The organism is Paracoccus sp. R86501, assembly GCF_042466435.1.
In the GTDB taxonomy this organism is placed as follows: Bacteria; Pseudomonadota; Alphaproteobacteria; order Rhodobacterales; family Rhodobacteraceae; genus Paracoccus.
Window position 1 is genome coordinate 25,001 of record NZ_JAXHPZ010000002.1, and the last position, 24,247, is coordinate 49,247.

The 24,247-nt window shown below is 60.4% G+C and carries 19 protein-coding genes, 1 tRNA gene, 2 rRNA genes and 1 pseudogene (1 of these 23 only partly in view); 11 read left to right on the forward strand and 12 right to left on the reverse strand.

What is annotated here, in order from left to right:
* From SJY40_RS15095 to SJY40_RS15105, 3 genes are all read left to right on the forward strand, one after another.
* A 23S ribosomal RNA gene (locus SJY40_RS15095) occupies positions 1–1,485 on the forward strand (it extends 1,351 nt beyond the left edge of the window).
* Positions 1,486–1,574: 89 nt separating this feature from the next.
* Positions 1,575–1,689, forward strand: a 5S ribosomal RNA gene (gene rrf / locus SJY40_RS15100).
* A 59-nt stretch (positions 1,690–1,748) separates the two neighbouring features.
* Positions 1,749–1,825, forward strand: a tRNA-Met gene (locus SJY40_RS15105).
* Between the two features lie 81 nt (positions 1,826–1,906).
* On the opposite strand, the pseudogene SJY40_RS15110 reads toward SJY40_RS15105, so the two are convergent.
* Positions 1,907–2,530 (reverse strand): annotated as a pseudogene (locus SJY40_RS15110) (IS3 family transposase); the annotation flags it as partial.
* Positions 2,531–2,595: 65 nt separating this feature from the next.
* Here SJY40_RS15110 and SJY40_RS15115 point away from each other — a divergent pair.
* Positions 2,596–3,682 (forward strand): IS3 family transposase gene (locus SJY40_RS15115; RefSeq protein ID WP_378946837.1). Its coding sequence is split into 2 segments (ribosomal slippage): positions 2,596–2,858 and positions 2,857–3,682, totalling 1,089 coding nucleotides; the frame shifts between segments, so codons are not numbered across the junction.
* Positions 3,683–3,735: 53 nt separating this feature from the next.
* Here the strand turns inward: SJY40_RS15115 and SJY40_RS15120 are convergent.
* Entirely contained in the window at positions 3,736–5,580 is a 1,845-nt protein-coding gene (locus tag SJY40_RS15120) for a phosphatase PAP2 family protein (RefSeq protein ID WP_378948570.1), read from the reverse strand.
* A gap of 592 nt (positions 5,581–6,172) precedes the next feature.
* Between SJY40_RS15120 and SJY40_RS15125 the strand changes: the two genes are divergently transcribed.
* Complete coding sequence (locus tag SJY40_RS15125) at positions 6,173–7,243, forward strand: DUF475 domain-containing protein (protein WP_378948572.1); 1,071 nt, start codon at positions 6,173–6,175, stop codon at positions 7,241–7,243.
* Positions 7,244–7,264: 21 nt separating this feature from the next.
* Here SJY40_RS15125 and SJY40_RS15130 read toward each other — a convergent pair whose 3' ends face one another.
* The 7 genes from SJY40_RS15130 to SJY40_RS15160 form a co-directional block, all read right to left on the reverse strand.
* Entirely contained in the window at positions 7,265–8,344 is a 1,080-nt protein-coding gene (locus tag SJY40_RS15130) for a Hint domain-containing protein (RefSeq protein WP_378948574.1), read from the reverse strand.
* Between the two features lie 92 nt (positions 8,345–8,436).
* Positions 8,437–9,120 (reverse strand): gamma-glutamylcyclotransferase, encoded by a 684-nt coding sequence (locus tag SJY40_RS15135; protein ID WP_378948576.1) that lies wholly within the window; start codon positions 9,118–9,120, stop codon positions 8,437–8,439.
* Positions 9,121–9,191: 71 nt separating this feature from the next.
* A complete protein-coding gene (locus SJY40_RS15140; protein ID WP_378948579.1) occupies positions 9,192–9,698 on the reverse strand; it encodes a cell wall hydrolase in 507 nt (168 codons plus the stop codon).
* A gap of 113 nt (positions 9,699–9,811) precedes the next feature.
* Complete coding sequence (locus SJY40_RS15145) at positions 9,812–10,105, reverse strand: putative quinol monooxygenase (RefSeq protein ID WP_378948581.1); 294 nt, start codon at positions 10,103–10,105, stop codon at positions 9,812–9,814.
* Positions 10,106–10,210: 105 nt separating this feature from the next.
* Positions 10,211–11,272: an NAD(P)H-dependent flavin oxidoreductase gene (locus tag SJY40_RS15150; protein WP_378948583.1), complete on the reverse strand. Its 1,062-nt coding sequence runs from the start codon at positions 11,270–11,272 to the stop codon at positions 10,211–10,213.
* 65 nt (positions 11,273–11,337) lie between these two features.
* Positions 11,338–12,393 carry an alpha/beta hydrolase family esterase gene (locus tag SJY40_RS15155; protein ID WP_378948585.1) on the reverse strand — a complete coding sequence of 352 codons (1,056 nt, stop codon included), beginning with the start codon at positions 12,391–12,393 and terminating at the stop codon, positions 11,338–11,340.
* Between the two features lie 21 nt (positions 12,394–12,414).
* Positions 12,415–12,831, reverse strand: a complete 417-nt coding sequence (locus tag SJY40_RS15160) for a CopG family transcriptional regulator (RefSeq protein ID WP_378948877.1) — start codon at positions 12,829–12,831, stop codon at positions 12,415–12,417.
* 154 nt (positions 12,832–12,985) lie between these two features.
* Between SJY40_RS15160 and SJY40_RS15165 the strand changes: the two genes are divergently transcribed.
* Positions 12,986–14,563 (forward strand): FAD-NAD(P)-binding protein, encoded by a 1,578-nt coding sequence (locus SJY40_RS15165; RefSeq protein ID WP_378948587.1) that lies wholly within the window; start codon positions 12,986–12,988, stop codon positions 14,561–14,563.
* 316 nt (positions 14,564–14,879) lie between these two features.
* Complete coding sequence (locus SJY40_RS15170) at positions 14,880–16,637, forward strand: choice-of-anchor L domain-containing protein (protein ID WP_378948589.1); 1,758 nt, start codon at positions 14,880–14,882, stop codon at positions 16,635–16,637.
* Positions 16,638–16,711: 74 nt separating this feature from the next.
* On the opposite strand, the gene SJY40_RS15175 is transcribed toward SJY40_RS15170, so the two are convergent.
* The 3 genes from SJY40_RS15175 to SJY40_RS15185 form a co-directional block, all read right to left on the reverse strand.
* A complete protein-coding gene (locus SJY40_RS15175; RefSeq protein WP_378948592.1) occupies positions 16,712–17,776 on the reverse strand; it encodes a glycine betaine/L-proline ABC transporter ATP-binding protein in 1,065 nt (354 codons plus the stop codon).
* Positions 17,769–18,653, reverse strand: a complete 885-nt coding sequence (locus SJY40_RS15180; RefSeq protein WP_378948595.1) for an ABC transporter permease — start codon at positions 18,651–18,653, stop codon at positions 17,769–17,771. Before SJY40_RS15180 ends, SJY40_RS15175 begins: the two co-directional genes overlap by 8 nt.
* 70 nt (positions 18,654–18,723) lie before the next feature.
* The gene (locus tag SJY40_RS15185) at positions 18,724–19,719 is read right to left on the reverse strand and encodes an ABC transporter substrate-binding protein (protein ID WP_378948598.1); all 996 of its coding nucleotides are present in this window, start codon (positions 19,717–19,719) and stop codon (positions 18,724–18,726) included.
* Positions 19,720–20,042: 323 nt separating this feature from the next.
* Here SJY40_RS15185 and SJY40_RS15190 point away from each other — a divergent pair, with 323 nt between their 5' ends.
* From SJY40_RS15190 to SJY40_RS15205, 4 genes are all read left to right on the forward strand, one after another.
* Positions 20,043–20,606, forward strand: a complete 564-nt coding sequence (locus tag SJY40_RS15190; RefSeq protein WP_378948601.1) for a sigma-70 family RNA polymerase sigma factor — start codon at positions 20,043–20,045, stop codon at positions 20,604–20,606.
* Positions 20,603–21,352, forward strand: coding sequence for an anti-sigma factor domain-containing protein (locus tag SJY40_RS15195; RefSeq protein WP_378948604.1), 750 nt, complete (start codon positions 20,603–20,605; stop codon positions 21,350–21,352). The genes SJY40_RS15190 and SJY40_RS15195 overlap by 4 nt, the downstream gene beginning before the upstream one ends.
* Positions 21,353–21,448: 96 nt before the next feature.
* Entirely contained in the window at positions 21,449–22,828 is a 1,380-nt protein-coding gene (locus SJY40_RS15200; protein WP_378948607.1) for an NAD-dependent succinate-semialdehyde dehydrogenase, read from the forward strand.
* Positions 22,825–24,240 carry a dihydrolipoyl dehydrogenase gene (locus tag SJY40_RS15205; protein ID WP_378948610.1) on the forward strand — a complete coding sequence of 472 codons (1,416 nt, stop codon included), beginning with the start codon at positions 22,825–22,827 and terminating at the stop codon, positions 24,238–24,240. Before SJY40_RS15200 ends, SJY40_RS15205 begins: the two co-directional genes overlap by 4 nt.
* Positions 24,241–24,247: the final 7 nt, after the last annotated feature.

The following is a 24,247-nucleotide window of genomic DNA, read 5'->3' on the forward strand; positions in this document are numbered from 1 at the left end:
ACAAACAGGGTGAGAGACCCTGTCGCCGAAAGTCCAAGGGTTCCTGCTTAAAGCTAATCTGAGCAGGGTAAGCCGGCCCCTAAGGCGAGGCCGAAAGGCGTAGTCGATGGGAACCAGGTTAATATTCCTGGGCCAGGAGATGGTGACGGATCCCGAGGGTAGTTCGATCTTAACGGATTGATCGGGCTGCTTAGGGGTCCCTGGAAATAGCCCTCCATGAGACCGTACCCTAAACCGACACAGGTGGACTGGTAGAGAATACCAAGGCGCTTGAGAGAACCACATTTAAGGAACTCGGCAAAATACCTCCGTAAGTTCGCGAGAAGGAGGCCCGGTTTTTACGCAAGTAGAGGCCGGGGGCACAAACCAGGGGGTGGCGACTGTTTACTAAAAACACAGGGCTCTGCGAAGTCGTAAGACGACGTATAGGGTCTGACGCCTGCCCGGTGCCGGAAGGTTAAAAGGAGATGTGCAAGCATTGAATTGAAGCCCCGGTAAACGGCGGCCGTAACTATAACGGTCCTAAGGTAGCGAAATTCCTTGTCGGGTAAGTTCCGACCTGCACGAATGGCGTAACGACTTCCCCGCTGTCTCAAATGTGGACTCAGCGAAATTGAATTGTCTGTGAAGATGCAGACTTCCCGCGGTTAGACGGAAAGACCCCATGCACCTTTACTACAACTTCGCACTGGCATCAGGATTGCGATGTGCAGGATAGGCGGTAGGCTTTGAAGCGGGAACGCTAGTTCTCGTGGAGCCATCCTTGAGATACCGCCCTTCGCACTCTTGATGTCTAACCGCGGCCCGTTATCCGGGTCCGGGACCCTGCGTGGTGGGTAGTTTGACTGGGGCGGTCGCCTCCCAAACAGTAACGGAGGCGCGCGAAGGTTGGCTCAGACCGGTCGGAAATCGGTCGTTGAGTGCAATGGCAGAAGCCAGCCTGACTGCAAGACTGACAAGTCGAGCAGAGACGAAAGTCGGCCATAGTGATCCGGTGGTCCCGAGTGGAAGGGCCATCGCTCAACGGATAAAAGGTACGCTGGGGATAACAGGCTGATGATGCCCAAGAGTCCATATCGACGGCATCGTTTGGCACCTCGATGTCGGCTCATCTCATCCTGGGGCTGGAGCAGGTCCCAAGGGTACGGCTGTTCGCCGTTTAAAGAGGTACGTGAGCTGGGTTTAGAACGTCGTGAGACAGTTCGGTCCCTATCTGCCGTGGGTGTTGGAGACTTGAGAGGAGCTGCCCCTAGTACGAGAGGACCGGGGTGGACGAACCACTGGTGGACCAGTTGTCGTGCCAACGGCAGTGCTGGGTAGCTATGTTCGGACAGGATAAACGCTGAAGGCATCTAAGCGTGAAGCCCCCCTCAAAACAAGGTCTCCCTTGAGAGCCGTGGAAGACCACCACGTCGATAGGCCGGAGATGTAAGTGCAGCAATGCATTCAGTTGACCGGTACTAATGGCTCGATAGGCTTGATTTGATCCGGAAGAAGACAGACTTCAAAGTCTTCCTCCAAATGCATCCTTGGACAACATGGGCAATAGCCCACGCTGAGCGTCTCTTTCCTGGTCTGGTGGCCCTAGCGCGAGCAAAACACCCGATCCCATCCCGAACTCGGCCGTTAAGTGCCGCTGCGCCGATGGTACTGCGTCTCAAGACGTGGGAGAGTAGGTCACCGCCAGACCTGGAAAGAGACGCATATCCCTCTGAAACGATGAAAAAACACGATCAGGACAAACTTGGCGCGGGGTAGAGCAGCCCGGTAGCTCGTCAGGCTCATAACCTGAAGGTCGCAGGTTCAAATCCTGCCCCCGCAACCAAAAATATACCGAAGTTACAATGCCCCGCTCGAAAAGCGGGGCTTCCTGACGTTCCGCGCTAAGTAAATACCTCCTAGTTTCCTAGACGTTTGCCTTGTTCAGTTTTTGCTGCCTGGCTTCGAAGTCAACGGGTGACAGTATGCAGTTGTTGGTGTGCTTGCGCTTCGGGTTGTAGAACATCTCGATGTAGTCGAACATGTCCTGTCTTCCTTCTTCGCGGGTCTTGTATGTGCGGCGGCGGATACGTTCCCGTTTCGGGAGCTGGAAGAAGCTTTCCGCAACCGCATTATCATGGCAGTTCCCGCGGCGGCTCATGCTGGCCTCCAGATTGTGCTGGCCGAGGAACAGCTGCCACTCGCGGCTGGTGAACTGCGATCCCTGGTCTGAATGGATCATCACCCTGGCATTGGGTTTGCGCCGCCAGACGGCTGCAAGCAGGGCCTGCAGCGCAAGGTCGGTTGTCATGCGGGACTGTGCGGACCAGCCGAGCACGCGCCGCGAGAACAGATCAATGACCACAGACAGATATAGCCAACCCTCATGGGTCTTGATGCAGGTGATGTCGGTCACCCAGACTTTGTCGGACGCATCTACCTCGAACTGCCGGTCCAGCCTGTTGGACACGAAAACAGCAGGCCTTCCGCCATACCGCCCAGGACGGCGCTTGTAGCTGACCTGGGCCAGAATGCCTGCAAGGCTGGGTAATCCCCCCCGATCTTAAGGGGATGCGGAAGTAGAATTTTCTCGGCAGGATGAACGAGGAGATTCCAATGAAGAAGACACGTTTCACAGAAGCCCAGATCATGGGCGTGCTACGACAGATGGAAGGCGGCGTTCCAGCTGCCGAACTTTGCCGCGAACATGGCATTAGCAGCGCCACGCTGTACAAATGGCGCGCGAAGTATGGCGGCATGGATGCGAGCCTGATTTCCGAGATGAAGGTGATGGCCGAGGAGAACCGGCGGCTGAAGCGCATGTATGCGGATGTCAGCATGCAGAACGACCTGCTGAAGGAAGCGCTCGGAAAAAAATGTCCGGCCAACTCAACGCCGAGAGCTGGCCGTGAAAACGGTGGCGATGAAAGGCGTCAGCATCGCGCTGGCGTGCCGGGCGTTTGATGTCAGCGAGACCTGCTACCGATACAGCCCGAAGCTCGATGACGAGAATGAGCAGATCGCGGCTCTGCTGCTGGGGCTGACAGCAGCGAAGAAGACCTGGGGCTTCGGCCTATGCTTCCTGTACGTGAGGAATGTCCAAGGTCATGGCTGGAACCATAAGCGAGTCTACCGGATCTACCGCGAACTGGAGTTGAACCTCAGGATCAAGCCGCGCAAACGGTTGAAGCGGGACAAACCGGACGAGCTTGCTGTGCCGGACGCACCGAACGAGGTCTGGTCGATGGATTTCATGGCGGATCGCCTCGGCGACGGTCGCCAGTTTCGGCTGCTGAATGTCCTGGACGATTTCAACCGCGAGGGCCTGGGCATCGAGATCGACTTCTCTCTGCCCGCCGAACGCGTCGTCCGGGCCCTTAATCAAATTATCGAATGGCGCGGTGCTCCTGGAACAATTCGAGTCGATAACGGCCCGGAATATATCAGCGGCACCCTCATGGAATGGGCTAAGAACAGGGGCATCACCTTGGCCCACATCCAGCCCGGCAAGCCCCAGCAGAACGCCTATGTCGAGCGCTACAATCGAACGGTCAGACACGAATGGCTGGATCTGTACATTTTCGAAAGCATCGAGGAGGTTCAGCAGATTGCCACCGAGTGGCTCTGGTCCTACAACCACGAACGCCCCAACATGGGCAATGGCGGGATGACACCCGCCCAGAAACTGAAGATGGCCGCGTAAATTCTACGACCAAGCCCCCGTAAAAATGGGGGGATTACCGCCGGAGTGGCAGTTCAATCTGATTTACCTGCTGACGCGATAGATCCTGCCGCGTTTTTGCGTCCGGTGTCAGTTTGTCCGGCGCCCCAAAGGCGAAGAAGGGTTCGGCTGGTTGGGTCACGGAGGGTGACTTCCGCGGGCAGGGCGGAGCGGAAGGCCAAAGGTGCCGTCGCGATGATAGGGCTGTCATCTGTGATCTTGTTTCGAACTGCTGCGATGATCGATCCAAGATCGGGGCGTGGGACCGGGGTCCAGCCTTTGTCGATCAATATATCAGCAACTTCTTGCGGGGATTGGCCAACGGCGATCATGGTGACTGGGGGCAGTTCTTCTCCGGTCAGCGATACGACCTTCAGCGGGACCTGACCGGCCTCCAGTGCGGCGGCCATGTCGGGATAGATCGTTGCGGCATCATCGGTAACTTCCCGCTGCACGGGGCGATGATTGACGGCGAACCATCCTCCACCTGCCAGGGTCGCGACAACAGCCAAGCCAGTTGCGATCCGGTATGGGGCTTGGTTGTTCATCGGACGACCGCGCAAGGCCTCGGCCACGGCATAGCCAATAACCATCCATATGGCGCCGATGATCCAACCGTTCAGGACGTCTGACAGGTAATGCTCGATCAGATAGATGCGCGTCAGGCCGATCGTTGCTGCCGTTCCCACACCAGCGATCAGCGCCAAAGTGGGACCGATCAAGCGTTCGCGCCACAGGATCAGGAACAGGCAGCCGTATAGAGCAACTGAAATTGCCGCATGGCCGGACGGGAAACTGTGTGAACTTTCCAGAAAATATCCCAATTGAGGACGCGCACGGCCGAATGCTAACTTGAGGAGTGTCACTACAATGGCGTCGCCGACAACGGCGACTATCAGACCGACTGCGGCTGCGCGACGGCCCCATAAGGCCAAGGCAGCGGCCGCGCCAAACGCCACGATCGTCGCAACCGGAACATGCCCCAATTGCGTCAACCAACCTGCCAGCCACAGTCCTGCTGGGGACCAATAGGCATGCGCAAGGTTCGACACGCGGTCATCCAGTGCGGCGGTCTGCGGCAGGAATGTCAGATCAAGAGCGTTATCGACGAAAACGCCGATCAGATAGACAGTCAGGCAAAGGATAGCCGTCGCCATCAGTCCGCCACCGTGGCGGGGATTCAATCGGCGGGCAAGGAACCCCGAAACTCTAGGATATCTTTGGATCAATTGCAGAGTGAGGGGCCAATTGGCCAGGCGTTGGCGGATCTGATCAAATGTCTCCACTGCGACAGGGCCACTTTGTCGGATCTGACGGGTCACAAGCCAAGTGATGATCACCAGCAGTATCAGCGCCAATACCGGCAGTGCCAAACGGGGCAGGTAGGGAATGACTGTAATCAGCAAATCGCCGACGAAGAAGCCGATGCTGACATGAACGATTGCATAGACCAAACCGCTGACGACGTTCCAAAGAACGAAGCGGCGCCGACTCATGCCGGATACCGCAGCTGCCATTATCGCCAGCCCTGTCATCGGACCCAAAAGGCGACCGATGATCAACGCTACAACATTATGCTGACGGAGCAGGGTCTGCGTGCCTTTCAAAATTCGGCCCCGGGGCAGGTTGACGTGCCCGCCCAACCATCTGCTGCTGTGCCAGCTTGCCTCGCCGCCGAGGATGGCCCCGAATGCGACAAAGAAAACCAAGGTGCCAAACCCCAGATGCCCAAGCTGGACCAGCATGCCGCCGGCGTCCACTACCAGCGTGCCGGGCACAACGATGCCGGTGACCCACCAGCCCTCGAGCAATGCGAAAAGGCCGATGATCCAGTACGATCCCACCTCCAATGCATCTAGCACCGGTAAGATATTGGACATTGGATCGTTCATGCAGGGTATGCTTTCAGGCAGATGTTGGATTTTGGCACCGTGTATCGGGTGCCTTGGGGCGGTTAGAATGGGCAATAGCCCGCCGCGGTTTTAGGCGGTCAGAGTCACAGTAGCAACAATCAGTTACAGGAAGACTATTTTGGTACGGATGGTTCCAAGACCGCGTTCATCAGTGCCCACGCAAAAAGACAGTCAGGTGCCGGAGCTTGCGTCCACAGGCTCTGTTCGACTGCCCGCTCAGGGAACGCGATGAACGCTGAGCGGCCTTAGGGCAGTATTTTCGGGGGCATATGGGAAGATGCTTTTGTGTCGGTGTGTGAATGGCACTCATCGACACATCCGCAAATGGTGGCGGTGTGCTTGAGAAAATAAACGTCGGCATCATACCCTAGCCAATAAACATGATTATGGAACATTTACTTCAAGATCCGACTTGAACAGTCATTAATTCCACTTCATGCTCACGATAGGCACAGCATCCACTGTGCCTGATCTCTGGTGACCGGGCCCCTCTGGCGAATGTGGCGGCGCATTCGTGATGTCGGCACCAATTCGAGACACGCCGCAGGACATTCATGTCATGACACAAGTATCTTCGACGGCGCGCGGGATGGCGCGCTATTTCCGGTGGGCACTGATCGCCACGGTCGTTGGCCTTCTGATGGGGGCCTTTCTGGGCTGGCAGACGACGGGCACCATAAGTGGAACGGCCAGTGTCTTCTTTATCTGCGCGGTCTTGGCCGTGCTCGAGATTTCGCTCTCGTTCGACAATGCCATCGTCAACGCCAACAAGCTGAAAACCATGTCGCCGATCTGGCAGCAGCGTTTTCTGACTTGGGGCATCCTGATTGCGGTCTTTGGCATGCGCATTGTCTTCCCACTGCTGATCGTCGTGATCGCGGCAGGTGTCGGGCCGTGGCAGGCGATTGTCATGGCCGCAGCCCGGCCTGCCGAATATGCGCGCATCATGCATGACGCACATCTGCCCATCGCGGCCTTCGGCGGGACATTCCTGATGATGGTCGGGCTGAATTTCTTCTTCGACCACGAAAAGGACGTGCATTGGGTCCGCTGGCTTGAACGTCGGATGCAGGAATATGCAACAATCCGCGGCGTCGAAGTCGCGATTGCCCTTGGGGCCGTTCTTGGGTTCTCACGGCTGTTGGGCCCGGTTGACAGCGAAACTTTCCTGCATGCCGCCATCTGGGGCCTGCTGACCTTCTTGCTGGTCGAGGTTCTGGGCGGGTTCCTCGACCGCTCTCAGCAGATGGTGAAGGCCGGCGCACAAGGCGGTGTCGGGGCCTTCCTCTATCTGGAAGTGCTGGACGCCTCGTTCAGCTTCGACGGGGTCATAGGGGCATTCGCCCTGTCTCAAAACCTGTTCATCATCGCGATCGGTTTGGGGATCGGCGCGATGTATGTACGTTCGATGACCATCATGCTGGTCGAAAAGGGCACTTTGGCCGAATACCGCTATCTGGAACATGGCGCATTCTGGGCGATCATTGCCCTGTCCGTCATCATGTTTGTCCAGACGATCGCCCATATCCCCGAAGTGATCACCGGACTTGGCGGAGCAGGCCTGATCGGCCTGTCGCTGTGGTCTTCGATCAGGTCCAACAGAAATGAAGCGCGCGTTGGAACGAGCTGAAGCACCGGTCGGCGGCCGTTGTCAGACGGTCGCCGACCCTTCAGTCAGCAGATCGCGGTTGTTTTTGCGATGACGCATCACCAGTCGCTGCTGGGACGCCCGGCTTGGGACCGTGCAGGCGGGTGAGAAATGCAGGTTGTCATCGGCCATCTGCGGAAAGATGGTCATGATCTCCTCCAGCATCTCGGGTTCCAGCGTCTTCAACGCCTCGGGGCCGGTGAAAAGGCTCTCGCTCGGGGCGCCTTCGGCCAGGATCACTTGGTGTTCGTCAAAGAGGATGTGGAAATATTCGACATCCGATACCGTATCATCAAGATCGATACCCGGCAGCTTGGTCAGCCGGATCGCCGCAACCAGCGCATCGCGCGACCCGAACATCCGCTCGGCAATGGGTGAACTGACCAGCATGCGATGCTGGCGCGATACCAGCAGATCGCGATGCGGCAGGTTCAGGCCCAGACTGCCTTGCCGGATGCGGACGGGATACAGCCTGTCATTCGCAGCCAATGCCGTGGCATCATAATGTCGCGCGCCGATCCAGCGGATCGGGTGTGGTCCGTTGCGGGTTTCAACCATCATTCCGGCGGCCAGATCCTCGACCGGAACGGGCCCGTCCGGCGTGGTGATCAGCGTGCCACGGGTAAAGCAGACGGCGCCTTCGATGGCGCCGTACTCCAGTGAGTTGCCGGGGATCGTGTTGCTGCCGACGCCGGTATAGATCACGCCTTTTTCCAAAGGGACCGATGGCAGATAGCCCACGAAGATCCCTGCCCCGATATTCGAATTCGGGTCCGAGTCGATCTCGATGACCTGCAGGGTGATCGTTGTTCCGTCCGGTGCGGTCAGCAAGATCTGGCTCTCGGAATAGACGGTGGTCGTCGGGCCGCCGATGACCGTGCCGTCGGCCAGCGTGGCCGTTCCGAACTGGTTCGTATCATTGCCATCGTCGTCGACATCCAGATCGCCCTCGAAGATGTCGTCATCATCGTTGACGGTCAGAAGAACATCGTTCGACCCGTCATAGCCGTCAACCAAGGTCAGCGTATTCCCACTGATGACAAGGTCACTGGCGGAATACATTTCGTAATTGGTTGTCAGCATGAATTCACCCGCTAATGGCCAAGTTGTTCGTACATATCACAAGCTAGCGGGCAAAATGCAGCAAGTCCAGTCACTTGGCGGCGGGTGGGGTGTCAGGCGGTATCCGCCTCGATCTGTTCGGCGACCAGCTGTTGCAGCTGCCAGATGTAGGGATCGTGGATGCCCAGCTGTTCCAGCCCCCGCACCGTGCGCAGCAGATACTCGGCCCCCGACCCCGCCGCCCCGGCAGCGCGTGCTAGGCGGCGGGCCTGATCCCGGATCGACAGGTCGGCGGTGGGCGTATCGACGGGATCGGCATAGAAGGTCAGGGCGTCCTGTTGCCCGGCCTCGGTCTGGACCCTGATCCAGCAGGCATTGGCGGTCAGTTCATGGGCGACCAACTCGCGGCGCAGGATGGCGCGCATCGAGTCCCGCTCGGTCCCTTGGCGGATGTCCAGCAACAGCCCGTCGCAGCTGCCCCCCGAGGCAAGGGCCAGCATCAGCCCCGGCTGTTCGGGCGACCCGCGAAAATGATCCAGCGAGATCGAAAAGCTGCGGTGCCACCCCAATGCCGTGGCGCGGCGCTGTGCCTGAACCTCGAAGCCGGGGTTCCAGATCAGCGACCCATAGGCGAATATCGGGATCGGCCCGTGACGCCCTGCGGTCAAACAGTCCGCGATCCGGTCCAGATCGTCATCCTCCAGCAGGCGCCAGTCCGGGTTGTGCAGCGGCCCATCGACCAGCGCCACGCGCGCGACGTGTTCGTCGGTCAGAAGGATCGGGCAGTGCTGGGTCATGCGGATACCTCGGCGATGGGTGCGGTCGGGCCCCTGTGTCCCAACCCGCGACCGCGGCGTCAATCCCGTGATCAGCGCCCGGTGATGCCCTCGATGGCGGGCATGGGGGTCGGGCGGGTGACCATTTCGGGGCGGCGACGTTCGTAGAAGGCATTGCCGCCCGTGGTCAGGACGTAATGCATGTTGTTGTAGTTGGCGCGATATGTCGCCGTGTGGAAGAACTGCGCCTGCGCGATATAGGGATGGCGTTCCCCCCGCAGGACCGAGATCGCGGCTTCGCGGATCATCGGGGCCGAGCGGCTGTTCATTTTGCGGCTCAGCACGCCGGGGGCGAACTGGTTCTTTTGCCCGACCACGCCGCAGACGGTATTGGGGTATTTCGCCGACGCCACACGGTTCATCACCACGCTGCCCACCGCGATCATCCCGTCGCGGCTGGAGCGGTTGGATTCGAAATACATCGCCCGCTCCATGCAGCTCAGGGCGCTTTGGCGGCGAAATGCGCCGCCGCCGCATGCGGTCAATGCCATCGTCGCGGCAAGCGCGATGGCCACCTGCACCTTGGTTCGTGAAATCATGCCTGCCCCGTTCCGCCGCTTCATACGGTCTGTTTCGACCCGCAGGTTAGCAGCACAGGCAGCGCCGCATCAATGCCCTGCGGTTGACAAGGCGCTGCGGACAGACACGGCGATCAGGCGCCGAAGGGCTTGAGGATATCCACCTGCGAGGCACCGCCTTCGGCGATGTCGGTCAGGATGGCGTTGAATGCAGTCGTATGCGGCATGTCGATATGGGCCTTGAAGGCGGCTTCATCGCGGTACTGTTCAAAGATCACGATCTTGCTGCCGTCGGTTTCGACATAGGTGTCGAAGCAGATGTTCCCCGGCTCGGCCCGGACATCCAGGATCAGCTGTTCAAGCAGTTTGGCCAGATATTCCGCCTGACCTGCGGCGGGACGGATCGATGCGACAACGGTGATGGTCAATTTCAACTCCTGCATTGGTGCCGTGATATCCGGCATTCTGATCTTGCGCCGGGCTTTGCACCCTGTCGCAAAAGTTGCAATGGCGCATTGATCACGACACGTCCATCACAGCGCTGCGGCCAGTTCTGCTGCCAGCGTCTCGACCAGTTGGGCTGCTGGCATCACGCGCGCCTGATCGACCGCCGAACCGGCCCATTGGGCGGCATATGCGGTGGCCCCTTGCGTACGCGCCGCTTGGGTCATCGCCTTGGCAAGGTCATAGGCACAGGGATAGGCAGGGATCGTGTCGGCAGGGGCATTCGCGGCCCATTCCGTCATGGCATTCCCAAGGCATCGCGCCGGACGACCCGAGATTGCCGCCGTCATCACGGTTTCGCCACCAAGCGCCAAGCGGTCGCGATAGGCGTCGTCCGCCGCGCTTTCGGGGCAGCCGATGAAGGCCGTCCCCAATTGCGCGCCCGCCGCCCCAAGTCCGATGGCCTGTGCGATATCCTGCCCGGTCATCACCCCACCTGCCGCCACGACCGGCAGATCGACGGCCCGCACGATCTGAGGCAGCAGCTTATAAGTTGTCAGCTGCGCGTCCGCTGCATCGGGATCGAAGATGCCGCGATGACCCCCCGCCTCCCACCCTTGGGCGATGACCGCGTGACAGCCGGCATCCTGCACTGCGATGGCTTCTGACTCCGAGGTCGCCGAGGCCATCGTCACCACCCCGGCATCGCGCAGTCGCCGCATCTGATCGGGGCGGGGTAGACCGAAATGAAAGCTGACGACCGTGGGCCGCACCTCCAGCACCAGATTCAGCATCGCGTCACCATGACGGAAGCTGTCATAGATCTGGTCGAGCTTTCTTGGTAATTTGCTGGCGAAACGTTCGAACAGCGGGGCCGCCCGTGCGATCCATGCCGCTTCGATCGCAGGATCACGGATCGGATCGGCGTGGCAGAAGAAGTTGATATTGAAGGGTTTCGACGTCAATTGTTGCAGCTGCTTAATCGAATTTCGGGCCAAAGCCGCATTGCTTGCCCCCAGTCCCAAAGCCCCCAGACCGCCCGCGCCGGATACCTCGGCGGCCATCTGCGGCGTGGCGACGCCCGCCATCGGCGCCTGCAGGATCGGCAGATCAATCCCCAGAAGGTCCAGCAATCGGTTCGTCTGTGTCATGAAAATCACTCCCGGCCGTCAGCATGGCAGAACCGGCGCCATGCTGACAAGCGATGCCCGACCCCTCAGCGTGCAGGGCGGGACAGGAAGAAACGCACCATTTCGGCGCTTGCATCAGGCCCCTTGGGGTCGGCATAGCTGCCCGCTGCCTTCCCGCCTGACCACGCATGGCCCAACCCTTCGACCGTCCAGTATTCCACCGCTGCGCTGCCGTCGGGCGCATAGGTCGTGCGCCGCTGGAAGTTCCGGCCATTCTGCTGGCCATGCTCATCGGCCTGCAGGCTTTGCGCCTCGGCCGGATCCAGCGCCAGCTGCGCCAGCGCATCACCATTTGCGGGATGGACCGTGGCATCCGTACTACCGTGGAAGATGATGGCACGCATTTTCTGCGCCTTCAGGTCGCCATCCGACCCCTGCCCCGCCATCGCTGCAAAAGCCGAGGCCACGTCTTTGGCGGCCCCCACCGGCAGGCCCGAGTGCACGCCCACTGCGGAAAACAGGTCCGGATAGGCCTGCCCCAGAATGGCCGCCATCGCGCCCCCCGCTGACAGGCCCGCGACGAATATCTGCCCCTTGGGAACATGATGCTGGGCCGCGACCTGACGGGTCATCCCCGCGATGATCGATGGTTCGCCCCGGTCGCGCTGTTGATCGCCCCGACTGAACCAGTTCCAACAGGATTGGGCGTTATCGCCGCGTGATTGCTGCGGATAGACCAGAACCAGACGGTTCTCTTCGGCCAGGGCGTTCATGCCGGTGCCGATGGCAAAATCCTCGGGGGTCTGGGTGCAGCCGTGCAGCATCACGACCATCCCTTCCACGGAACCTCCTTGCGCCGCGACCGAGGCCGGGACATAGGTCAGGAACCGCCGCGTGCCCGCCGCGCAGGTGAAACTGTCGTCTTGTAGCAATGCGCCTTCGGGGGTGGTCAGCGCCGCGCCGGACGTCTTGGGGTGCAGCCGCGCCATCATCTGCGACAGCGCGCTTTCGCCCCCGTCCGAAGATGCGCTGCCACCCGTCAGACCGTGCCGTGCAAGGGTGCGGTTGACCAGATCGCTGGCCGCCGACATCTGCGATCCACCACCGGCATGACGCAGGACACCTTTAAGAAATTCATTCATGGGGTCGTCCTTTCAAAGGCGCTATTTGATCCGGTCGGCAAGGGCCGCCCGGACATCTGCGGGCGCTTGGAACGCGCCCAATACGGTAATCGAACCGATCGTGGCCAAAGCAAGTTCCACCGGCACATCGGCCGCGATGCGTGCAAGGCCAACGACCTTGACGTGCAGGATCTCATTGGCATCACGAACGGCCTGCAACGCCGCACGGTCATAATCCCGCAGGCCCAGGTCCATCACATGACGCTCGATCGACTGATCGACCGCCTGCGCATGGCTGTCCAACTGGTTGCGGATCGCCGTGCGGATGAAATCGCTGCGGTTGGAATAGAACCCCTCCTGAACCAACAAATCGATCCGACCAAGGTCCACGAACCCTAGGTTGAGGGTGATCTTTTCGTTATCGGGTTGCTTCGGGCGAAGCTGGCTGACCTGTCCCATCGTTTTCTCCATCTGTATGGATGGTATATGGATGTTAAATCGTCGTGATCAACCCCGACCGTCCTTTCGGCGCCGTTTCACACATTTATCAACCTTCCACGTCAGGAACTGTGCCAACCGGCCCGCGTTTTTTTGCGTATTCATGGGGGCCATCATGACCAAGCGTATCGCAATCGTCGGCACCGGTCCGATGGGGATCTACTCGCTGCAACAACTGGTGCGATCTGGTGATCCGGTCGCGGTTGCGCTGTTCGAAAAGGGACCGCGTGCTGGCATCGGCATGCCCTATTCGCCGGACAGCGCGAATAAGGCCATGCTTGCCAACATCGCCAGCATCGAGATCCCGCCCGTGGTCAACACCTATCTGGAATGGCTCGGCACCCAGCCAAAAGACAAGCTGGGCAGCTATGGTCTGGACCCGAACGGGCTGCATGACCGTCAGTTTACGCCGCGGTTGCTGTTGGGCGAATACTTCCGCGACCAGCTTCTGTCGTTGGTTGCGACGGCACAGCAATCCGGGCATCGGATCGAGATCCACGAAAACGCGCAGGTCGACGACATTCGGTCCGACGGTGATATCCTGACCGTGACGACCGAGGGCGGCTTTCATGGCCAATTCGACAAGGTGATCCTGGCGACCGGCCATCAGTTTCCCGACGAAGACGAAGCCAGCCGCAGCTATTTCCCCAGCCCTTGGTCCGGCCTGATCGAAGCTGCCATTCCCGCCACCCGGGTGGGCATCATGGGAACCTCGCTCAGCTCGATCGATGCGGCGATGGCAGTGGCGAACCAGCACGGACGGTTCCGGCGCGAAGGTGACGACCTGCACTTCGATCTGGACAGCCCCGACCTGAAGATCACGCTGATGTCACGCAGCGGTCTGCTGCCCGAGGCGGATTTTTACTGCCCAATTCCCTATCAGCCGCTGTCGGTCCTGACTGAAAAGGCCGTGGCGGCGTGCGCGGAAACCGTAGCGCCGCTTGACAGCCTGTTCGACCTGATCCGGTCCGAGTTGAAACAGGCCGATCCCGCCTATGCCCTTCGGATCGGCTTAGGTGGTCTGGACGCAGACAGCTTTGCCGACGCCTATTTCGCCGAACGCGAAGCCGCCGATCCCTTCCGGTGGGCGCGCGAAAACCTGCAAGAGGTCGAGCGGAACAAGGCCGCCAAGGTCACTGTCGCATGGCGCTATGCCCTGCTGCGGATGCATGAGGTTGTCGAGGACATCGTCCCCGACCTCTCGGAGGATGACCGCGAACGGTTCGACGGTGGGCTTAAGAAAGTCTTTGTCGACAATTACGCGGCAGTTCCGTCAGAATCCATTCGCCGCATTCTGGCACTTCGCGACGTGGGGGTGCTGTCGATCATGGCACTTGGCCCGGATTACGACATGACCCGCCAGTCCGATCACACGCATATCAAGGTCGGCGATCAGACCCATCGCTTCGCCGTTTTCATCGACGCGCGTGGCCAGAAGCCCTTGGGCAGTGACGACATCCCCTTCCCAAGTCTGCGTCGCGCCCTGCAGCAGGCCGGCCATGAATTTCCCGAGGTGGCCGAGGATTACAGCCTGACCGACACCCCCGGATACGCAGGCCGCATTTCTTTCGGTTCGATCCCATATCTGATGCACGACCGTCCCTTTGTTCAAGGTATCACAGCCTGCGCCGAAATTGCGACGGCGATCGCCCGCGGTATTACGACGGGACGTAAAAGACGTCGGGTTTCGTAATTTGAAACGTGTATTGAAATACGGCAATTCAATTTCAAGTTGAATGACGGGCAAGCGATTGGCGCTATCGGCAGAACAATTTAAAATACTAATGTCGGAATGTAATCTAAGTGGATGACTAACTTGGTTTACTTATTAGATATTTTAACATTGCACATAATGATTCCGAAAGTGTTATATTAACTGTTGATAAAAATTTAAGTATCATCTTAATCTATTGCATGGCGGTCCTGCATGACCCAATCGGAAACTCCGATTGGGTCTGAATCTGCCAAATGTTGTTTAACCAGTAATCTCTAAGCCCGAGGAGGCTAAGATGAGCGTTTATCAATCCTATACCGATCTGCTGGCGTCAGCACCGTCCGGAACGACCGCCGACGATCTGGCAGCGGACTTCGTGCAATCCCAACTTGGCAGCGCCGCGTCGAATGTCAGTTACAGCGGCAGCACGGATGCCATCTTTGATGTTGACAGCTTCGACATCGCGGGGCTGGCACCGGGTACGGTTTCAGTCACCTATTCGGACGGTTTGATGCTGTCCAGCGGCGGCTTCGTGGACGATCTGAACGATCAGTCCGGATTTACGGTCAACCATGGGCAGATCGGCAATTCGGATCTGACGACCGTCGCGGCTGCGGCATTTTCCGGGGCGGGCACGACGAATGATGCCTCGGTCCTGAACTTCGATCTGATGGTCAGCGAGGGCAGTTCCATCGACACCCTGCGGGTCGAGATCGTCTTCGGTTCGGACGAATACCCCGAATATTCCGACAGCTCGTTCGTCGATGTGGGTGCGATCATCGTGAACGGTGTGAATTATGCGCTGTTCAACAATGATCCGACAACTCCGCTCAGCGTCATCAGTGCCAATGTTAACCCGTTGTCGGATGGATCGACGAACTTTATCGACAACACGGCCGGAGCCTATGGCGTCGAATGGGACGGGTTCAGCAACAAGCTGATCATCCGCGCGCCGCTGACGACGGGGATGAACACTGTGATGCTGGGGGTGGCCGATACCGGCGACTACATTCTGGACAGCGCGATGTTCATCGATGGCATGACCCTAGTCAGCAGTGGTGGCAGCGGCAGTGGCGGCGGTGTGCTGACCCCCGTGGTGCCGGATGGGTCGGGCACCCTGTCGCCATCGCTTCTGCCCGAGGAATTGCAGATGACGCCGGGCCAACCCAATACCGCCTCGGGCACGCCGCAAGAGTTCAACGGCGATGTCGTCGTCAACATGGATGATGACGACGAACTGGTTTTTGAAAACACGACGTTCGACCAGGATGATGCCACTTTGGATGATGGCGTGATCGAGATCGACACCGATGGCGATGGCGTTGCCGACACCTTCGTCACCGTCACGGGCGAGGTCACCGGCCTGGCCGTTCAAAACCAAGGCAACAATACCGCTGTCAAGATCATCCCGCTGGATCCGACCGATCCTACGGATCCCACGGACCCGACCGATCCGGGCTTGGCCATCATCGGCAGCTCGGGTGCGGACAAGATCAAGGGCAGCACAGCGGATGACGTCATGCTGGGCGGCGGCGGCAAGGATCTGCTGGAAGGGCTGGCCGGGAACGATCTGATCGTCGGACAGGCGGGTGATGACAAACTGCGCGGTGGTGCGGGTGCCGACACGCTGTCGGGCGGTTCGGGCGAAGACGTGCTGGACGGTGGGATCGGTGCGGACGTCTTGCTGGGCGGACAGGGCAATGACCGGATGTTCGGCGGCGGCGGCGATGACGTTCTGAAGGGCGGCAACGGCAAGGACAGGCTCGACGGCGGTGCGGGCAATGACATCGTCTCGGGCGGCGGCGGCGCCGACAGCTTTGTCTTCGACCTTGGTGATGACATGGATGTCTTTACCGACTTCAAGGTCGATCAGAACGACCGGTTGGTCCTGTCGGGGTCGGTCGGCGGCGGTCTGGATGCCCAAGGCGTGCTGGATACCTTTGGCACGATGGTCGACGGACAGGCCGCGCTGGACTTTGGCGGCGGCGACATGATCGTCTTTGCCAATCTGACCGATCTGAACGGATTGGTCAGTCAGATCGACTTCGTCTGAAGCGGGCGATTGAAACTGAAAAGGGGCCGCGTCTTAGCGCGGCCCCTTTGTCGTGTTGAAACGCTGATGGCGGATCAGCCGACGGCAGCCTCCAGCGCGTCATCGTCGCTGGTGTCGGGCGCGATCATTTCTGCCACGGTCTTGGACAGGGTGATCATGCCCAGATGCGCGCCCGAACCGTCGGTGACATTGGCGCGGTTGACCTCGGCGTTGGTCATCGCACGGGCCGCTTCTTCCAACAGGGTGTTCGAGGGCAGCGTGATCGGCGTATCGGCGTGCTGACCCTTGCGGGTGATTGTGCGGACCGTGATCACATGCCCGCGTTTGACATCATGGACGAAGCTGCTGATGTAATCGTCGGCCGGGCGCAGAACGATCTGTTCGCCTGTCCCCTGCTGGATGATCCGACCGTCGCGCAGGATGGCGATCTTGTCGCCAAGGCGCAGTGCTTCGTCCAGATCGTGGGTGATGAAGACAATGGTCTTGCGCAGCTCGGATTGCAGGTCCAGCAGCACCGACTGCATGTCGGTGCGGATCAGCGGGTCGAGTGCGGAAAACGCCTCATCCATCAGCAGGATCTCGGGGTCGTTGGTCAGGGCGCGGGCCAGACCCACGCGCTGCTGCATGCCGCCCGACAGCTGGTTGGGATAATTGTCCTCGAAACCGTCCAACCCGACGCGGCTGATCCAGCGCCGCGCCTTTTCTTCGCATTCCTTGGCCGAGACGCCCCGGACCTGCAGGCCGTAGGTGGTGTTTTCCAGCACCGTGCGGTGGGGGAACAGCGCGAACTTCTGAAAGACCATCGCCGTCTTCTGACGACGGAAATCGCGCAACTCCTTTTGCGACATCTGAACGACATCGCGGTTGTCGAAAATCACCTCGCCGGCGGTGGGGTCGATCAGGCGGTTGATGTGGCGGATCAGGGTGGATTTCCCCGACCCCGACAGCCCCATGACCACCTGGATGCGCCCCGCCGGAATGGTCAGGTTGATATCCTCGAGGCCAAGCACGTGGTTGTGTTTGGCGTTCAACTCCTCTTTCGACATGCCGTTCTTGACGCTTTCGATATGCGCCGCGGCATTGGGGCCGAAGATCTTGTAGAGATTGCGGATTTCGATGTCGTGGGTGGCTTCATCCATGAACGGCCTCCAGATGCTTTTGAAGACGCTTGCCATAGGCCTGCGTGGCGCGGTCGAAGATGATGGCGATGGCGACGATGGCCAGACCGTTCATCACGCCAAGGGTGAAGTACTGGTTGTTGATCGCCTGCAGGACCGGTTGTCCCAATCCGCGCACACCGATCATCGATGCGACGACGACCATCGCCAGCGACATCATGATGGTCTGGTTCACGCCAGCCATGATGGTGGGCAGCGCCAAGGGCAGCTGCACGTCCTTCAGCATCTGCCCGTTGCTGGACCCGAAGGCGGCGGCGGCTTCCAGCACGTCGGAGGGGACCTGGCGGATGCCGAGGTTTGTCAAACGGATGATCGGCGGGACGGCATAGATCACGACCGCGATGACGCCCGGCACCTTGCCAAGGCCGAAGATCATCACAACGGGGATCAGATAGACGAAGCTGGGCATCGTCTGCATCATGTCCAGAATAGGCGTCACGATCTGGTTGGCCCGATCCGAACGCGCCATCAGGATGCCTGTCGGAATGCCAATCGCCACTGCGATCATCGTGCAGACGGCGACCATGGCGATGGTGCGCATCGTGTCTTCCCACATGCCGAAATAACCGATCAGCAGCAGGGCGATGATGGTGCCGGCCACGATCTTGGGGCTGCGGCTGAGGGCCCAGATCATCAGGGCAAGACCGGCCAGAACCACAACCCAGGGGCTGTTGATCAGGATGTTCTCGATGAAGATCAGCAGGACCTGAATGGGGTGAAAAATCTGTTCCAGTGTTTCGCCATAGGCGCGGGTGAAGCCGCGAAAGGCCGTGTCGATGGCGATGCGCAGATCACGCAGATCGCCTCGGCTCATCTCTGGGAAATCTACAAAATCCATGTGTTATTCTTTTCTTTGGGACGTATCCGGGCGTTTGGAAAACGGGGGCACCTGGCCCCCGTCAACAGCGTCAGATCGCGTCCTTGATCTTTTCGGCGACCTCGTCGGAAACCCAAGCGGTCCAGACGTCGGGGAAGTTTTCCAGGAAGTAATAGGCGCCGTCTTCGTTGGTGGCCTGATTGTCGCCCATCCATGCCAGCAGCGTGTTCACGGTGTCGTTCGACCAGCTGCGCTGACCCAGATATTCCATGGTCATCGCGTTTTCATCCGCAAAGTCCTTGGTGACGGCGGTAAAGACCTCGGCTGCGGCCCAATCGTTCAGCTGGGGATCGGGGCAATCGGCCACGACCGTGCAATTGTCCCAGCTTTCCTGTTCATGATCGACGCCCAGCTCAAGGCGGGTCATGTCGTATTTGCCCAGGATCGCGGTCGGCGCCCAGTAATAGCCCAGCCAGCCTTCTTCGCGGTTGAAGGCGCGGCCGATCGACCCGTCAAGACCCGCGGCCGAGCCGCTGTCGACCAGTTCGAAGCCTTTTTCCTCGGCGCCGAGCGCGCGGAACTGGTTGGCCGTGATGATCTGGCAGGCCCAACCCGAGGGGCAGTTGAAGAAGGCGCCCTTGCTGCTGTCCTCGGCACCGGGGAACAGTTCGGGATGCGCCATGGCATCCTCGATGGTGGTGATGTCGTTTTCCTTGGCGATCTTGGTCGGGATCCAGAAGCCCTCGACCCCGCCATCCGACAGGATTTCCGAGGCGACGACGATGCGGCCTTCCTTCTGCGCGGCTTCCAGCGGCACCTTGACGGCGTTGACCCACAGTTCCGGCGCGATATCGGGTTCGCCCTTTTCATTCATCGAGGTGAAGGTCGGCACCGTGTCGCCGGTCACCAGACCGACGTCGCAGCCATAGCCCTCTTCCAGGATCACCTTGTCAACCCAAGCCGCCAGCCCGGCCGACGCCCAGTTCATTTCCGCGATGGTCAGGCTGCCGCATTCATCGGCGGCATAGGCGGCAGGCGCTGCGATCACCAGGCCGGTGACGGCCAGAACTGCTTTCAGGGATGTCATCTGTAATCCTTTCGATCCAGTCCCGGTCAGGCGTCAGCATGACGCCGCCGCCCGGTGGCCAAGCAAGGCCAAAGGGGCGTGTTTTCCGGTCTGGTTTTGATCAAACATGCGTGTATCAAAGCCATATTCCCGCAAGGTTGCAAGGAAAACGCCCGCAAAACGTGCCGTTTATTGCGCTCTGGCGGCAATGTGACGCAAGGGAAGCAGACGGATGGCCAGATGACGCAGACTTCATCGGCAGGGTGGTTTGCATCGCGGGACAATGGTTGCACGACGCCCGCAAATCGCGTCAGGATGCGGTCATTAGGGGTGGAGCGTATTTGATGGAAGATCTTGGCAGGCAACGCAGTCGCAGGCTGGAACAGGCAGTTCAGGCCTGCGCGGATGGTCACCCCGAAGGCATTGATGCCATTCTGGAAATCGAGGGCGCGCAGTTGTTCGGTGTCGCCCTGCGCATCCTGACCCGTCACGATCTGGCCGAGGAAGCCGTGCAGGACGCGATGGTGCTGATCTGGCGCAAGTCACCCCAGCAACGCGGTCCGGCAGGCTCTGCGCGCGGCTGGATCTATGCGATCCTGCGCAACCGCTGCCTGACCATCTTGCGCGACGGGCGCCGCCTGTCCAGCATGTCACCCGACGAACTGACCCGCATGCAGGATGCCCGCGACCAGATCGTCCCCGAAGAGGGCTGGCAGATGCTGGCGGGATCGTCGCGGCTTGGCGATTGTCTTGATGCGCTGGACGATCCGGCGCGCCGGGCCATCCTGCTTGCCCATGTCGGCGGTTTCAGTCACGGAGAGATCTCGGCGCGTCAGGGTGTGCCGCTCGGGACTGCCAAATCCTGGATACGCCGGGGCCTAGCCTCGTTGAAGGAATGCCTGTCATGAACGGATTTCAGGACGATCTGACCGGCTTTGCCGATGATTATGCGCTTGGGCTGATGTCCCCCGCCGCCGCCGACCTGTTCGAGGCGGTGATGGCCAAGGACCCGGCGCTGGCCGAACGCGTCGCCCATATCCGCGATGCGCTGATGCCCCTGGACCTGACCGCGACCCCGCAGGACCTGCCCCAAGGGTTCGCGGCCCGCCTGCACGACCATGTGGCAGGCATCCCGCAGGACGCCCCCGTCGCCCTGCCCGCCCCCATGCTGGGCAGCGACCCGACCGTCGCGCCGACCGCTGCCAACCTGCCCGCCGCGCCGGTGCGCCGCTGGATGGCGGGTGTTGCCGCAGCCCTTGTCCTGGGTGTGGCGCTTGGCTTCGGCGGCGCGCTGCAACGTCCCGCCCCCGAGCCTGTCGTGATGGCCGTCCTGCTGGGCCCCGAGGGCGAGCCGCGCGCCGTCGTCAGCGATTTTGGCAATGACACCGCCCAGATCCGCTTCGTCGCGGACATCGATGTGCCGCAGGGCTTCAGCCTGCAAACCTGGACGCTGCCCTCGGCGCAGATGGGGCCGCAGTCGCTTGGGGTTTTGGACGGGCCGCAGGCAACCGTCCTGCACGCCGCCGATCTGCCAGCTCCCGGCGACAACCAGCTGTATGAGATCACGCTGGAACCCGAAGGCGGATCGCCCACTGGACGTCCGACCGGTCCGATCATCGCCAAGGGGCTTGCCGCGGCGCAGTCGGGCGTCTGACCGCGTCAACTCGTCACGCAGCTGTGTGACGCGGCCATGGAACAGCCCGGCGGCGGGCCCCGTTGATGCTCCGAAATGAGAATATCGGAGCATCACATGACCGAAGCCAACATCACCACCGTCAATCCCTATACCGAGGCCAAGCTGACCACCTATCCCATCGAAGGCGTTGATCGCGCCTTGGAAAAGGTCGAGGCCTGCCACGAGGCGTTTCTGGATTGGCGTCTGGTTTCGCTGAAGGATCGCGCCGAAAAGATCCGCGCCATCGGTCGCGAACTGCGCAACAGCAAGGAAGAATACGCCCGTTTGATGACCGCCGAAATGGGCAAGCGTCTTGAAGACGCCCGTGGCGAGGTCGAACTGTGCGCCGCCATTTGCGACTGGACCGCCGACAACGGCCCCGACCATCTGGCTGATGAAACCCGCGAAGTCATGGGCAGCCGCAAGGGCATTGTCACCTATGCGCCGACCGGCGTCATCTATGGCATCCAGCCATGGAATTTCCCGCTGTATCAGGCAGCGCGCTATACCATCGCCAATCTGATGGCCGGCAACGGCGTTCTGCTGAAACATGCGGCCAATGTCACCGGCAGCGGTATCATGCTGCGCGACATCATCGAACGCGCGGGCCTGCCCAAGAACCTGTTCACGGTCCTGCTGATCGATCACGACACCTCGGAAAAGGTGATCGAGCACAAGTTGGTGCGCGGCGTGACCCTGACCGGTAGTTCGGCTGCTGGGCGCATCGTGGCGGCGCAGGCCGGCAAAGCGCTGAAGAAGACCGTGATGGAACTGGGTTCGAATGACGCCTATCTTGTGCTGTCGGACGCCGACATCGATCTGGCGGTCAAGACCTGCGTTACGGGTCGCCTGTACAACAATGGCCAGACCTGTGTGAACGCCAAGCGTTTCGTCGTGGTCGATGCCGTTTATGACCAGTTCATCGAAGGCTATACCAAGGCGATGAAGGACATTACCCTTGGCGATCCCGAAGATGAGGCGACCGATCTGGGCCCGATGGCCCGCAAGGATCTGCGCGACGGATTGCACAAGCAGGTGCAGGACAGCATCGACAAGGGCGCCAAGCTGCTTTGCGGCGGTGAAATCCCCGATCGTCAGGGGTATTTCTATCCCGCGACGGTTTTGGAAAACGTCCAGCCCGGCCAGCCTGCCTATGAGGAGGAACTGTTCGGCCCCGTCGCCTCGGTCATCCGTGCCAAGGATGACGACGACGCCATGCGCATCGCGAACGACAGCGAGTTTGGCCTTGGTGGCGGCATCTTTTCGAAGGACGAAGATCGCGCCGTCGAACTTGCCAGCAAGTATTTCGACACCGGCATGGTCTTTATCAACGGCTTCGACGTGGCCAAACCCTCGATGCCCTTCGGCGGCGTCAAGAATTCCGGTTATGGCCGTGAACACGGTGGGTTCGGTATGATGGAGTTCGTCAACATCAAGGCGGTGACCTTGAAATGAGCGGCGATCAGGGCAGGCTGACCTGTGATGTGGCGATCATCGGTGCCGGCACCGCCGGCATCGCCGCCGAGGCCGCAGCGCGCAAGCAGGGTGCCCGCACCCTGCTGATCGACCCCGAGTTCCGGGGTACGCTCTGCGCAAACACGGGGTGCATGCCCTCGAAGCTGTTGTTGGCGGCGGCCCATGCCGCCCATGACATCCGTCGCGCGCCGGTCTTTGGGGTTCATGCCGAAGGTCTGCGCATCGACGGCAAGGTGGTGATGAAACGTGTGCGCGACGAACGTGACCATTTCGTCGCCGCCACGCGCGAAAGCTTTGACAAGCTGCCCGAAGGCGTGGCCATCCGGTCGCGCGCGAAATTCACCGGACCCAATACGCTGATCTTGGACGATGGCCGCCAGATCGCGGCCAAAGCCATCGTTATCGCAACAGGTTCGACCACGATGATCCCGCCGCCGCTTCAGGGGCTGGGCGATCGTGCCCTGACGAATGAAACCATCTTCGAACTGTCCGACCTGCCTGAAAGCCTGGCGGTCATCGGCGGAGGTCCCATCGGGCTGGAGCTGGCGCAGGCGATGGGGCGGCTTGGCGTCGCCGTAACCCTGTTCGACAAATCCCGGACCTTGGGCAAGGCCCGCGATCCGCAGGTCGCAAAGGCTTTGCAGCAGGCGGTCGAAGACGACATGACCCTGCGCTTTGGTTGCGACACCTCGGCCCGGCCCGTGGATGGGGGCGTCATCGTCGAATGGTCGGGCGACGACAGCGGCCAGGCGGTCTTCTCGCATGTGCTGATCGCGGTGGGGCGTCCGCCAAATCTGGACGGGCTGGGGTTGGATCAATCGGGGTTGGCCTTGGATGATCACGGCACCCCGCTGTTCAATCGACAGACGCTGCAATGTGGCGATGCACCGGTCTTCATGGCCGGGGATGCGAATGCCGATGTGCCCTTGCTGCACGAAGCATCCGACGAAGGCGCGATCGCAGGCAGCAACGCCGCGCAATATCCGGTGGTGACGCCGGATCAGCGCAAGACGGCATTCTCGATGATCTTCACTGATCCGCCGCATGCTTCGGTCGGGATCGCTCCGTCGGGCGCGCTGATCGGGCGGGCGGATTATTCCAATCAGGGGCGTGCCCGTGCCGAGGCCCGCGCCATGGGTTGCATGGTGGTGCATGCCGACCCGCAAGGCCGCCTGCTGGGGGCCGAATTCTGTGCGCCGGGGGCCGAGCATCTGTCGCATCTGCTGGTCTGGGCCATCGAGCGCGGTCTGACCGCCATGGATCTGCTGTCCCTGCCCTTCTATCACCCGACGCTTGAGGAGGGCATGAAGCCCGCCCTACGCGACATCTGCGCCCAGGCAGGTCAGAACCAGCCTGCCAATCAGGACAGCGCCTGCCCGCCGGGCGCATAAACCGAAA